General features: G+C 59.4%; 9 protein-coding genes. 7 read left to right on the top strand and 2 right to left on the bottom strand.

What is annotated here, in order from left to right; genetic code table 11:
* Positions 1-152: 152 nt before the first annotated feature.
* The gene (locus tag FJE54_RS13300; RefSeq protein WP_139653290.1) at positions 153-1,826 is read right to left on the bottom strand and encodes a helix-turn-helix transcriptional regulator; all 1,674 of its coding nucleotides are present in this window, start codon (positions 1,824-1,826) and stop codon (positions 153-155) included.
* Positions 1,827-2,202: 376 nt separating this feature from the next.
* On the opposite strand from FJE54_RS13300, the gene FJE54_RS13295 reads away from it, so the two are divergent.
* From FJE54_RS13295 to FJE54_RS13285, 3 genes are all read left to right on the top strand, one after another.
* Positions 2,203-4,782, top strand: a complete 2,580-nt coding sequence (locus FJE54_RS13295) for a molybdopterin-dependent oxidoreductase (protein WP_139653289.1) — start codon at positions 2,203-2,205, stop codon at positions 4,780-4,782.
* Between the two features lie 4 nt (positions 4,783-4,786).
* Entirely contained in the window at positions 4,787-5,608 is an 822-nt protein-coding gene (locus FJE54_RS13290) for a 4Fe-4S dicluster domain-containing protein (RefSeq protein WP_139653288.1), read from the top strand.
* Between the two features lie 228 nt (positions 5,609-5,836).
* Positions 5,837-6,769, top strand: a complete 933-nt coding sequence (locus FJE54_RS13285) for a magnesium transporter CorA family protein (protein ID WP_139653287.1) — start codon at positions 5,837-5,839, stop codon at positions 6,767-6,769.
* Between the two features lie 92 nt (positions 6,770-6,861).
* Here the strand turns inward: FJE54_RS13285 and FJE54_RS13280 are convergent, their stop codons facing one another.
* Positions 6,862-7,080 (bottom strand): helix-turn-helix domain-containing protein, encoded by a 219-nt coding sequence (locus tag FJE54_RS13280; RefSeq protein WP_255467434.1) that lies wholly within the window; start codon positions 7,078-7,080, stop codon positions 6,862-6,864.
* A gap of 231 nt (positions 7,081-7,311) precedes the next feature.
* On the opposite strand from FJE54_RS13280, the gene FJE54_RS13275 reads away from it, so the two are divergent.
* The 4 genes from FJE54_RS13275 to FJE54_RS13260 all read left to right on the top strand — a co-directional run bounded on the left by FJE54_RS13275 (position 7,312) and on the right by FJE54_RS13260 (position 13,058).
* Entirely contained in the window at positions 7,312-8,778 is a 1,467-nt protein-coding gene (locus FJE54_RS13275; RefSeq protein WP_139653286.1) for a response regulator transcription factor, read from the top strand.
* A 298-nt stretch (positions 8,779-9,076) separates the two neighbouring features.
* Positions 9,077-10,402, top strand: a complete 1,326-nt coding sequence (locus FJE54_RS13270; protein WP_180326740.1) for an MFS transporter — start codon at positions 9,077-9,079, stop codon at positions 10,400-10,402.
* Between the two features lie 104 nt (positions 10,403-10,506).
* The gene (locus FJE54_RS13265; RefSeq protein ID WP_139653284.1) at positions 10,507-12,723 is read left to right on the top strand and encodes a molybdopterin-containing oxidoreductase family protein; all 2,217 of its coding nucleotides are present in this window, start codon (positions 10,507-10,509) and stop codon (positions 12,721-12,723) included.
* The gene (locus FJE54_RS13260) at positions 12,723-13,058 is read left to right on the top strand and encodes a 4Fe-4S dicluster domain-containing protein (RefSeq protein ID WP_139653283.1); all 336 of its coding nucleotides are present in this window, start codon (positions 12,723-12,725) and stop codon (positions 13,056-13,058) included. Before FJE54_RS13265 ends, FJE54_RS13260 begins: the two co-directional genes overlap by 1 nt.
* Positions 13,059-13,115: the final 57 nt, after the last annotated feature.

Here is a 13,115-nt window from a genome sequence, read left to right as displayed (position 1 = left end):
GTTGTGAAGTGCGACTCAACGGCGCTGTCCTGGCAGAGCAACCCATGGCAAAACTATAGCCGCCCTGCGCCTAAACGGCATCGAGCGGCTTGCGTTAAATGCGGTTTCGCCTCACGCAAGAAGCAGTAGGCGGAAGGAAACGATGCTGCTCTTCAGGCGTTTTCGACGTCGGTTTGCTCGACTTTGTCGATGAGCTCCTGAAGCGAGTGAACGTCGCACTTGCGATAGACGTTGGCGATGTGCGTTCTCGCGGTGTAGTTCGATATCGTCAGGGCGTTTTGTATGTACTCGGCGTTGCGCCCCTTCGCCATGAGCACGAGCACCTCCGATTCGCGCGGCGAGAGGTTGGACTGCTCGCACACCGCGCGGCACTTCAGCCTGAAGTATCCGAGCGTCAGCTGTCCGGGCCTGGCATCGCAAGGAGCGTTGGAGGCAGCCGCCCCATGAGGGGATGAAGAGAGCGTTTCCTCGCCCTCTTCGGCAAGCGCCTTTTCCGGAAACAGGGAAGCGATCCAGTCGAGGGGGCCGCCGCCCATGCACGCCATGACGTAGGCCAGCGTGAGTATCGTCACCGCGCCGCCCACGTAAAGCGGATACAGGGGGTCGGCTCCCGCCGTGCGGGCGAGCAGCGCTCCCGCCGCGATGGATACGCCGAACGCGGAGTACTCGACCGCGCGATTGAGCCCGATGGCGAACGCCGAGGCTATGTCGTAGGAGCGAATGACCTTCACGACGTGCACGAGGCTTGTGATGTCGACGATCATGAAGCCGGCCATGATGGCCATCCCCGCGATCTCCTTCGCGGGGGCCCAGGGGTATACCGCCCCCATGACGCCGGCCGCGAACACCACGATGGACACCCGGCGCAGCAACTCGGGTGCCCGCCTACCCGCTATCTTCCTGTATACCACCATGGCCATCGCCCCGGCAGCGGCCGCGCCGATGGCCGCATTGGGGGTGAAGGCGGCCAAAACGGTGTTGCCGTCGGGCAGTATGCTTCCCTGTAGAAAGCCGAACGCCGCGCTGAACACGGCAAGGTTCGCCGCGCAGGCGACAAGCGGGCGCACGGCGCCTTTGTGGTCGGTCAGTCCGCGTCCCCCGCGGTCGGCGCTGCGGACGGGCGTTTGGCGGATGCTGATCGCGAGCATGGCGGCCGATATCGCAGGCAGCGTTACGAAGCAGCCCCACGCGATCTCGACGGTGAGATGGCGTATGAAGAACGCCGCCAACGCGCCGATGACGATCGAGGTCGCGATGTATTGCGTTGCGTAGTTCGTCTCCGTTTCGGAGTAGAAGTGCAGCCACGCGAACAGCAGCAGCCCCTCGGAGGCTCCTGCGACGGCCATGCATGCGACGGTGGCGATGTTCGCTCCGAAGAGCTGCGCGTATATGATTCCCGCCGTTGCGGCGGTGCCCGTTGCCGCCACCCCCGATATCGCGGGTAGGGAGAGAAGCGGTTTCAAAACCTGAGGCGCCCGTCCCGTCAGCGAGAGGCCGATGAACGTTACCGCCAAGGCGGCGTTCAAGGTGAGCTGCCGCAGAAGGAGCACGTGCGCATCGGGTTCGGTTGCGGCCGCAGCCGTCGAGAAGTAGATGAGCAGAAAATGCCATCCCATCAAGATCCCGTAGCCCAAGAGCCTGAAGGGGATGTTGGTGTAGCGCGCCCATGCGGGCGGCTCGCCTTCCTTTTCCGGCTCGGCGCCGATGGGGTCGGCGGCCGTTCGGCTCGTCGTGCGGACGGGGGCTTGCAAGACGGGGGACATCGTTGCGTTGTGCGGGGACGAGGCAGTTTTTGCGGCGGCGTCTTTCGGTTTCTTGGCTTCCATAGTTCGTCCTTCAACTCGGCGATTACCTCAGCATGCGGTATGCATCCGGGGTCTTTCAAGCGAATCGAGGTATAGCCCGTCGGGGCTGGGGCCTATACACTCGAACGAGGTTCCGTCCTGGCAGACGCGCCTGGGGCGCCGGGCTTCGGCAAAAGCGCCGGCACCATCATACTACACAAGGCGGCGAAAGGGGGAGAGGCGCGTTTTCGTCTTGCGGCAACGCAGACGGCGCGCTTGCTTGTTTGCTTTGAGATCATGCGAAAACCAAGCAGTCGAAGGAAAGCAGGATGCCTGACGGGTGCGCCCCGTTACCCGCTGAGCGCGAAAAGCGACAGGGATGCATCGTGCGAACGAAAGTCTTGAGGAAGGAGAAGCAATGCCAGAAACCGGTGGCAAAACGGTATACAAATCTTTGGGTCTCTGCGGCTTCGGATTGGGCTCCAACTCCGCTGCCGTCGATGTGAAAGACGGGAAGATCCTGCGGATACGCCCCATGCACTACGATGAGAAATACGAGTACGAGAGCATGCGTCCCTGGAAGATCACGGCCCGCAACGGGGCGGTGCTCGAGCCGAAGACCCGTACGCTTCCCACCCCCTTGCAGTACGCGTACAAGAAGCGCGTCTACTCGAAGAACCGCGTGCCCTATCCGCTCAAGCGCGTCGATTGGGATCCGAACGGCGAGCGCCATCCCGAAACCCGCGGCGAAGCCAAGTACGTGCGCATCAGCTGGGACGAGGCTACCGACATCATCGCCTCGGAGTTGAAGCGCATCTACGGCGAATACGGTCCCTTCGCCGTGCTGGCCCAGATCGACGGCCACGGCGAATCGAAGATCATCCACGCTGCGCACGGCTGCCCGGGCAAGCTCCTCGATCTTTTAGGCGGCTACACCCTGCAAGCCCGCCAGCCCGATTCGTGGGAAGGTTGGACTTGGGGAGCCAAGCACATCTGGGGCATGGACCCCGTCGGCAAGCAGGCCCATACCGAGAACCTCTTCAAGGATATCGCCGAGAACGGCGACTGCGTGATCATGTGGTCGGGCGATCCCGAAACCACGCCGTGGGGATGGGGCGGCATGATGCCCGGCCGCGTCGAAAGCTTCTTCACCGAGGCCGGCATCAAGCAGATATTCATCACTCCCGACCTGAACTACGCCGCTGCAGCCCACGCCGACAAGTGGATTCCCGTGCTTCCCAACACCGACGCCGCGCTGCAGTGCGCCATCGCGTACGTGTGGATGAAGGAGGGCCTCTACGACCGCGCGTGGGTCGAATCGCACTCCGTCGGCTTCGACTGGTTCGAGCGCTACATTCTGGGCGGGGAGGACGGCGTTGCGAAGACTCCGGCATGGGCTGCCCCCATCACTGGCGTCTCGGCCCGCCAGATCAAGGCGCTTGCCCGCTACTGGGCGAAGCACGCCGTGTCGATCGGCCACTGCGCGGGCGGCGGCCTCATCCGCGCCGCGTATTCGAGCGAGCCCGCCCGGTTGGAAGTCTGCCTGCTCACCATGCAGCAGCTCGGCAAGCCCGGTGCCGGGCAGATCAACTTCATGGACGTCGGCCTGTTCGGAATCGATGACATCTACCCCTTCCCGCGCTGCGAGCTCCAGCCCGACATGAACTCCGTGTACCACGGCTGGGCCATGCTCACCGAGCCGGTGAACTTCATCCCGAAGACGCTCATCCCCCAGGCCATCATGAACCCGCCGGTCCATTGGTCGGGCGGTCACGTCATCGCGGGCATGCCCGCTCAGGACCAGTTCATCGAATGGGACTTCCCGCAGCCCGGAGCCGGCGAGATCCATATGATTTGGACCGACAGCCCCTGCTGGCAGACCTGCTGGAACGGCGGCAACGAGATGCAGCGCGCCCTGCGCCATCCGAACCTGCAGTTCATCGTCGCCCAGCACCCGTGGCTCGAGAACGACGCCCTGTTCGCGGACATCATTCTTCCCACCACCACGAAGCTTGAGGTCAACGACATCTCCGCCGACCTGTTCTCCGGTCAATACAACATGATCCTCCATGAAGAGCAGGCCGTCCCCCATGTCGGCGAGTCCCTTTCCGACTGGGAGGCCGTGGGCGAGGTGGCCAAGAAGCTCGGTCTGTACGAGCAGTACGCCGAGGGCACCGAGGAAGAGCTCATCAAGAAGGGCTTCGAGAACTCCGGATGCGAGAAGTACCTCACCTACGAAGAGTGGATGGAGAAGGGCTATTTCGTCGTTCCCACCGCCGAGAACTGGGAAAACGACCGCCTGCACATGCGTCCGTGGTATGAGGATCCCGATAGCGAGCCGCTGTCCACACCGACCGGCAAGGTCGAGTTCTACTCCACCGCGCTCGCCGAGCATTATCCCGACGACGTCGAGCGTCCCCCCGTTCCGCACTTCGTGCCGTACGGGGAATCCCATACCGAGAGCCTGCTGCATCCCCGCGCAAAAGAGTATCCGTTTTTGCTCATCACGAACCACCCCCGTTGGCGCGTGCATGCGAACAACGACGACAACACCTGGATGCGCGAGTTCGAGACCTGCAAGGTCAAAGGCCCCGACGGCTATATGTACGAACCCATCTGGGTCAACCCCCTGGATGCCGGCCGCTTGAACCTGCACGACGGCGACATCTGCAAGATATTCAACGAGCGCGGTGCCGTTTTGGGCGGCGTGCGCCTGAGCGAGCGCGTGATCCCGGGCGCGCTGTACCAGGACCACGGCGCGCGCGTCGACAGCATCGTCATCGGCGAGTTCGACCGCGGCGGCGCGAACAACCTCATCTGCCCGTCCAACACCACGTCGAAGAACTGCCCCGGCGAGGTTACGAACAGCTTCCTGATCAACATCGCGAAAGTCGACGTGTTCGAGCTTGCCAAGCAGTATCCGGTCGAGTTTGCGAAGTTCTACGACAAGGACACGGGTCACGTGGCCGAATCCTGCATCATCGAGGAAGGAAGGTAGCCCCATGAAGACCTTTGTCATAGATGTAGCCAAGTGCGTCGGCTGCCGCAGCTGCCAGCTTGTGTGCAAAGACGAGCATTGCGACAACGATTGGATGCCCTATGCCGCTCCGCAGCCCGATGTGGGCCAGCAATGGCTCAACGTCGAGGAGAAGGAGCGCGGCCAGGTTCCGAAGGTCACCGTCGCCTACACGCCGATCATGTGCCAGCATTGCGAAAACGCCCCGTGCATGGCTGCGGCGAAGGACGGCGCCGTGTACCGCCGCGACGACGGACTGGTCGTCATCGACCCGGTGAAGGCGAAGGGCCAGAAGGCCATCGCGGAAGCGTGCCCGTATCACAAGGTGTTCTGGAACGAGGAGCTCGACATTCCGCAGAAATGCACGGGCTGCGCCCACTTGCTCGACGACGGCTGGACGGTGCCGCGCTGCGTCGAGGCGTGCGCTCACGATGCGCTGCGGTTCGGCGATATCGAGGACTTCGCCGGCGAGCTCGACGCCGCGGAGAAGCTCCATCCCGAATTCGGTACGGGCCCCGGCGTGTACTACCTGAATCTTCCCAAGCGCTTCATCGGCGGGGAAATCGCCGATCTTGAGGAGGAGGAAGTCATCATCGGCGCCAAGGTCATCCTCACCGATAGCGCCACGGGACAGACGAGGGAAACCGAATCCGACGACTTCGGGGATTTCTGGTTCCGCCAGATCGAGCCGGCCGACTACAGCATCACGGTCGAAGCGGAAGGGTATATGCCCCGCACCGTTTCCGATTTCATCTCGACGGTCGAGAAGGATCTGAACGTCGGGACGATCGCTTTGTACCGCGCATAGAGGATCCTCGGCAGCAAAGACGGGGCGAGGCACAGCGCTTCGCCCCGTTCCGTCTTTGCCTCGATCTGCGAAACGCAAGAATAGACTATAATCGGATTTCGCGAGGCGCTTGGTCGCTTCGCACGGCAAAAGTCCGGCTGCGCGACGTCGTCGGGTCGTCTTGTGCAAAGGAGTTCGTTTCGTGGCAACCGTTGTTGTATCCGTCTGTCCGCTGCGAGGTGCAGGCGTATGATCGAGTACTTCCGCACCGATGAGCATCATGCGCTCAAAAAAATCAACGAGGAAGAACCCGGCTGCTGGATAGCCGTATTCGAACCGACACCCGATGAGCTTTCTCATCTTTGCAGCACGTTCGGTTTCGAGGAGGAAGATGTATGTGCCGCACTGGACCTCGACGAGGTGTCGCGCATCGAGGACGACCACGGCTACACCCTGTTCATCTCGGATACGCCTGTGCGCGATCGCTCTTCCAACGAGCGCAGCTACAAGACCATCCCAATCGCGCTGTTCGAAACGCCGCATAACGTGGTTACCGTGTGCTCGGTGTACAAGATCCCGCTCATCGACCAGCTCAAAGCATCCAAGGAACTCTCGCCGACCGAGAACGTGCATGCCTTTGCGGCCGATATCCTTACGGCCTCGTCTTCGGCGTACTTCATGGCGCTTCGCCTCATCAACCGACGGCGCGCCGAGCTCATGTCTACCACGAAGCGCCCTTCGCGCAAAGCGCTTGAGGATCTCTACGTGCTGGATTCCTCGCTCGTGTACTTCAAAACCTCGCTTATCACCAACGATGCCATTTTCGAGAAGTACCTGCGCCGTTCACCCTTTCCCACCAAAGAGGACCGCGACCGTTTCGACGATGTGCTGATAGAGAACCGCCAGGCGCTTGAGACAACGCGGATACACTCCGAGATACTCGATTCCACAATCGATCATTTCAGCCTGCTCATGGAACACGATCTGAACCGCACGATGCAGGTGGTGGCTACGGTGACGCTCGTGCTGTGCGTCCCCACGGCAGTGGCGGGCTTCTTCGGCATGAACCTCTTAGGCATACCCCTTGCGGACTATCCGTGGGGTTTCGCCGTCGTAGCGGGCTGCACGATGCTCTTTGCGTTGACGCTTTTGTTCTTGCTGAAGAAGCTTCGCTGGTTCTGAGGTGCTTGCAGACGGGCAGGTTACCGACATCCTGATTAGAAAGCAGCGCGCTAAACAAGCTTGAGATTGGCTTGTAGTTTTTTAGCTGTGGCCTACAATCCTTTAGTCAAATCGCTCACCTCGACACCGAGCCCGTCGGCTATCTTGCAGAGGTTCTCGATGCCGATGTTTCGTCGACCGTTTTCGACGTCAACCAAATAGGAATGGCTGAACCCTACCATAAGGGCAAAACGGCGCAACGAAATGTCCTGCTCTCGGCGCTCGGTGCGAATTGCCTGGCCTAATTTTGCTTTGCGCTCATTCATGTCCATAACAAATTAGAGTATGTAGTATCATGGTCGTGGTGGTATTAAATATAAGACCATATAGCTAGAAGCGAAGCTGGAAGAGATCCGATGCTTTTACCTGCGCAGGCATCCAGAGTTGCTTTGCCAGTGCCTTGAGACCATCGGGGGCGATTCGGCTATTGAGGTCGATGGGGGGCGACGGCTATCAGCGGATCGAAGGCGAATGGGCTGAGGCGCGATGGATCGGCGTCGGGCGTGTCAAACGATAGTGAGTCCGTCTACGATGGCAAGGCTATTCCTGATGGCCGCTTGATTCTGGCAGCTATCGGATTCGGATGCTTTTTAGCGGTCCAGACCTACTGCGGATTGAGCATCGCGCTGCCGCTCGCGTCCGGGTATGGCGAATCGTATGCGGTGGTTCTGCGCATAGTTGCCATTTTGGCAATGTTGGGCGTATACGTGCTCGGGTATACGCAGGCGGATTGGCTTGTCTTGCATTACTCCGCCGTCCTTATGCCGGCGGTAGCCATAGGCGTCGTCCCCTTCCTCGCCGAGGCGGCTGCGTTGTGCTTCGGGGTTACGTTGGGTCTTGCCGCCGTACTTACGTGGGCTCTGCTCGGCATAAGCTTTGCCGCTTCTGGCCTGCTCTGGTGTCTTATATTGAGCCATAACTCCATGAGGCAGAACATCCTTACGGTTGCGACGAGCGCGTTCTTCAGCGTTCTGCTGTACGTTTTCTCGTGCGCCGTCCAGCCTCCGCAGCTCGGTTTGATGGGAATGTCGATCATCATCGCCGCAGAGGTGGCCATTTGCCGGTTGCTTATGAAGAACGTCGATTGGGGAAACTACCTTCGCGAAGAGGACGAGAGCGTTTTTCGGGAAACGAGCAAGAAGGCGTTTTGGCTTGCATGCCATAGTGCGGCGTACGGCATCATTTTGATCGTGACGGTTTCGCTGGGTTTGGGGCCTGCCCTTATCGTGGGGGCATGCGGGGTTATCGGCGCGGCTTTATCTATCATGGCGAAGCACTGGTCGCTCAATAGGGTACTGAAGAGCCAACAGGTCCAGCAGATGTCGCTGCCTTTCATTGTCGCTATCCTCTTTCTCATTCCCTACTGCAACGAGGCGGCGCTGATCGTGTGCGCAGGTTTGACCGTGGCGTTCAATGCGTTTGCCATGGTTCTTGCTTGGTGCGAGCGAAGCGAGCTTAATCAGGAATTCAGGATCCATTCCATTCGGAGGTACTCGAAGGCGAGTATTCCCAACTGGATCGGGCTGCTTGTCGGTACGGTTGTCGGTTGGTACATTTTCATGCGAAATGAGTCCACAGAACAGCATACTCACTTCATTCTTATCGGACTGTCATTTCTGCTGCTGCTCTCCTTTGTGCTGCTAAATTCTGAGGAAAGCAGGAAGGCCGAGGTTTTGAACGGCGGGTTCGGTGAAGTCGATCCCGATGAAAGAGATATATCCTCGGATCACGACGGCCGTTTCATCCGTGCATGCAAGAGAGTCATTCTGGATTATGGATTGTCTCCCCGAGAAGCCGAAGTGTTCCTTTTGTTGGCGAAAGGCCGCAATGTGGAGCGAATCGAAGAAAAGCTCGTTATCAGCAACTCGACGGCGAGAACGCATGTTTACAACATATACAAGAAGCTCGGAGTCGGCTCGCATCAGGCTCTGATCGACATGGTCGAGGCCGAAAAAATCGCGACGTTCTAGTTCATCTCAATGAGCGAAGAGGGGCTTGCACTCACGACTCCTCATCATCTGCTCATGCACGGTATCGCCTGATCGGATAAATATTTCATGCAGCTTGCATGAGGCGCTTTCAGGCTGTTTCGCAGCGTCGAGCCGATGCAATTCTCACCAAAACACGTATCTTCGGGCTATGGCTCCATGCGATGCGCAATGCCCGAAAGCCGAAATCATATGCCTCGCACAGTCCTGAGGCTTTCTAGAGTACTGCCATGCACGAAGCCGCATGTCTTGTTCCGAACGACAGAAAAAGGAGGAAGCTATGGATGAGCAAGATGCAAAGTCGGGCACCGCTCCGTCTGCGCCGAAGAAGGGGAAAGGGGGATTTTTCTACGGCTGGGTGATCACAGCGGCTTGCGGATTGGTGTACCTGCTCTTAGGGTCGGTATCTCTTAATGCCGGTCAGATTGCGATACCCGTCATGGTCACGCAGCCCGATATCATGATGGATCGCACGCTTGTGGGCCTCGGCTTTACCGTATTCATCTTGTTCCAGGGACTGCTCGCGCCGATCATCGGCAACTTGGTATCGAAGAAGGGCGCTCGCCTGACGATGATCCTGTCGGCTATCCTGATTATTATCGGCAGCATCGTTTTCGCTCAGTTCGGCGGGTCGAGTACGATCGCCTATTTCCTCATCTTCGGCGTGTGGCTGAGCTTTAGCAGCGCTATGGGTTCTCAGGTGCCGTGCCAAACCACCATCAGTATGTGGTTTGTTAGGAAGCGCGGCATGGCCATGGCTATCATGATGGCGGTAATGGGTGCGGTGGCGTTTCTCGTGCCGCCCGCAATCAACGCCATCATTCAGTCGACTGGTTCGTGGAGATCTGCTTTTTACGCGGTAGCCGCGGCGGCGGTTGTCGGTCTTGTGATCGTGGTGCTGTTTATTCGCAACAAACCCGAAGACAAAGGTCTTGTTCCCGATGGTTTCGTCGATGGGGGGACGGAAGAAGCCGTTGAGAACAAAGTCGATTCGTCGAAGGTGTATAAAACGAAAGAGAGCAAGACGCTCGCGCAAGCTTTGAAAACCCCCGCGTTCTGGCTCTTCGTTTGCGCCGCTCTTCCCTTGTACTTCGGCTTTAACATAAACGTATCTGCAGGCGTGCTGCACTTCTCGGGCATGGGCTTCGACCCTGGCATCGTTGCGCTCGGCTTGTCCATCCAGGGTATCGTCGCATTGATCGTCCGTTTTCTGATCGCGCCCCTTATCGACCGAATCGAACCGGTGCGCGTGCTTGCGTTCGGCGGCATCGCCATGGCCGCCGCAATGTTCATAGCAAGCTTCAGCAGCGCGAACGACAGCGTGCTCATGTTCGTGTACTTCATCTGCATCGGTGCTGGTTGGGGTATCAATCTCGTATGCGGTCCCACCTGCTTTGCGAACTTTTTCGGCAATGGGAACTTCTCGAAGATCATCGGTGTTGCACTTCCCATCTTCAGCATCATCGCCGGCATGATTCCCGTCATTTCCGGTGCCGTGTTCAGCTCTGCGGGCAGCTACAACCCCGCCTACATCGGAATCGGCGTGTGCTGCGTGATCGGCGTGGTGTGCGCTCTTCTGGTGCGCTTTCCCAAAAAAGCTGAATAGATGACTCGAAGGAAAGACAGAGCCGATGCGTTCGAAAAGAGGTGAGGCGGCACAAGCAGAGTTCGAATGAAACCGCGAAGACCAGTAACGGAGAAGGAGAAGAAATGGCATTTAAAAAGACCAGAACGCAATGCACGACGTGCCATGCGCGCTGCGGCGTCATCGTCTACTCGGATGCGAACAATCAGATCGTCAAGATCGAAGGCAATCCCGACAACGTAAAATCGCATGGCGTCATCTGCGGCTCGGGAATGTCGGAGCGCGAGATTCACAACAACCTCGACGGGCGTTTGCTCTATCCCATGAAGCGCGTAGACTGGGATCCCGACGGCGAGCGAAATCCCGAAAACCGCGGCAAGAGCGAGTTCGAGCGCATTACGTGGGACGAGGCGCTCGACATCATTGCGGCCGAGTGCCTGCGCATCAAAGAGCAGTACGGCCCCGAAGCCATCATTACCGGTCAGGGAACAGGTCGCGTCGCGAACCATTGGCACTGTCGCCTGAACTCGTCGCTCGGGCTCGAAGGCTGGAGCCTCGTACCCACGCACGTGTGCCTCATGCCCCATATACTTCCGAATGCGTTTACGCTCGGCATCTTCAGTTCCGCGAAGGGCGACTCGCGCCATGCTGGCTGCGTGGTCGCGTGGGGAGAGAACCCCGCCATGCAGACGACCTGGGCCAAAGAGGTTTATGCGAACCAGCGCGCCGGCAAAACGAAGCTCGTCGTGATTGATTCCCGCTTCCAAGACATGTCGAAGCATGCCGACGTCGCCATCCAGCCGCGCCCCGGCACCGATGCGGCGCTCGCGCTCGCCCTTATCCACGAAGTCATCGAGAACGAGTGGTACGACGCGGATTTCGTGGAAAAATGGACGTACGGCTTCGACGAGCTCGCCGAGCGCGTGAAGGATTGGACTCCCGAGCGCGCGGCCGAAGTCTGCTGGATCACTCCCGAAGAGATCCGTGCAGCCGCGCGCATCATGGGTACGTGCGGACCGGTTGCCATGAACATAGGCCTCGGACCGGGATGCATGCACACAAACGCCATCCAGAACGGACGCGCTCTCGCGTGCCTGCACGGGCTGCTCGGTCATATTGACGTCGTGGGCGGCACCCCGGTGAGCCTTTCGTTCTCCGTCATGCTCGACGACAAGATCACATTGTGGGACGGAACGAAGGATCCGGGCCGTCCCGAGCTGTTCACGTTCGGCGGCGAAGAGCATCCTCTCTACAAGTCGTTCGGCCGCTCGAACGACCCGCATGCGGTGTTCGAAGCGATGATCACCGGCGAGCCCCGTCCTGTGAAGGCGTTCATCGCCATCGCGAACGATCCGCTTCTCTGCTACGAGAACACCAATCTTACGTACAAGGCCATGACATCCCCGAATCTCGATTTCGTAGCAGTCAAGGATTTCTACATGTCGCCGACGGCGAAGCTCGCCGACTTGCTGCTGCCTTCGGCTGACTGGGCCGAGCGGTGCTCATACGACGAGGAAATCGATGGCAACCTGCTGCTCACGTTCGACCAGGCCGTCGAGGCTCCGGGCGAATGCTGGGACGATTGGGAGTTCTTCTTGCATTGGGGCAAGCGCATCGATCCGGAGCATTGGCCCTGGAACAACACCAAGGAAATGGTGCTTTGGCGGTTGAAGGAATTCTACGATCTCGATCTAACCTGGGAGGAATTCCAGTCAAAAGACTGGCGTTCCACCGAGCCCGGAGGCGAAAAGGGCGATTACATCGAGAAGAAGTACGAGAAGGGCATCATGCGGCCCGACGGACAACCGGGCTTCGCAACGCCTACGGGGCGCATCGAATTCTGGTGCCAGGCTCTGGCCGACTTCGGTTACGATCCGCTGCCCGACTACGTTGAGCCGATGGAAAGCCCCATCTCCCAACCTGAGCTTGCCGAAGAGTATCCGCTGATCGCCGTCACCGGGCATCGCGTCTACTCGTTCTTCCACTCCGCGTGGACGAACATTCCGGCTCAACGCAAGCTCTATCCCGACCCGTTCGCCCTCGTGCATCCCGACGATGCCCGGAAATACGGCATCACGAACGGCGAATGGATCACCATCACCTCGCCGCGCGGCCACATTATCTCGAAGGCCACGGTAACGCGCGAGATCAAGAAGGGGGTCGTGGCGGTTCCGCGCCCTGGCTGGCGCGACGAATGCCCCGAACTGGGATTGCCCGGATACGGGTGGGATAAGTGCAACGGCAACATTCTCGTGCCCTCTACACCTGCAGAGCCCGGCTACGGTGCTACGGCCATGCGCTCATCACTGTGCAAGATCGAAGCTGGAAGGGGTGATCTGTAATGAGCAGAGTCGATGGAAAAGGTATTGCGCTTCTGCTTGATCTGGACGACTGCAACGGCTGCTTCAGCTGCGAGGCGGCATGTCGCGAGACCCATCGCTATCCCTACGATGAGGATTGGATGCGCTGCGAGCGGCGCGAGCCGTTCCTCGTCGAAGGAGTGCTGCGCCAGTACCATCTCGTGGCACCGGTTCTCGACAAATGTGCTGCGTGCTACGAGGTCAATTCGAACCCCCTGTGCGTGAGCGGTTGTCCGACGCGTGCGCTTAAGATCGGGTCCCTCGCCGACATGGTAAAGGAAGCCGAAGGACGCCACTGCTCCATCTTCACGGCGTAACCATATAACGTGGGGTGCCGTCCGTCGCCGTCGACGGCGGGCGGCACCCGCTTGGGC

It is taken from the genome of Raoultibacter phocaeensis, from assembly GCF_901411515.1.
Classification (GTDB): domain Bacteria; phylum Actinomycetota; class Coriobacteriia; order Coriobacteriales; family Eggerthellaceae; genus Raoultibacter; species Raoultibacter phocaeensis.
This window is presented reverse-complemented; position numbering and strand designations above follow the sequence as displayed.

Coding starts and splice junctions, on each gene's coding strand:
- FJE54_RS13300 (WP_139653290.1), bottom strand. CDS start 1,826: ATGGAAGCCAAGAAACCGAAAGACGCCGCCGCAAAAACTGCCTCGTCC.
- FJE54_RS13295 (WP_139653289.1), top strand. CDS start 2,203: ATGCCAGAAACCGGTGGCAAAACGGTATACAAATCTTTGGGTCTCTGC.
- FJE54_RS13290 (WP_139653288.1), top strand. CDS start 4,787: ATGAAGACCTTTGTCATAGATGTAGCCAAGTGCGTCGGCTGCCGCAGC.
- FJE54_RS13285 (WP_139653287.1), top strand. CDS start 5,837: ATGATCGAGTACTTCCGCACCGATGAGCATCATGCGCTCAAAAAAATC.
- FJE54_RS13280 (WP_255467434.1), bottom strand. CDS start 7,080: ATGGACATGAATGAGCGCAAAGCAAAATTAGGCCAGGCAATTCGCACC.
- FJE54_RS13270 (WP_180326740.1), top strand. CDS start 9,077: ATGGATGAGCAAGATGCAAAGTCGGGCACCGCTCCGTCTGCGCCGAAG.
- FJE54_RS13265 (WP_139653284.1), top strand. CDS start 10,507: ATGGCATTTAAAAAGACCAGAACGCAATGCACGACGTGCCATGCGCGC.
- FJE54_RS13260 (WP_139653283.1), top strand. CDS start 12,723: ATGAGCAGAGTCGATGGAAAAGGTATTGCGCTTCTGCTTGATCTGGAC.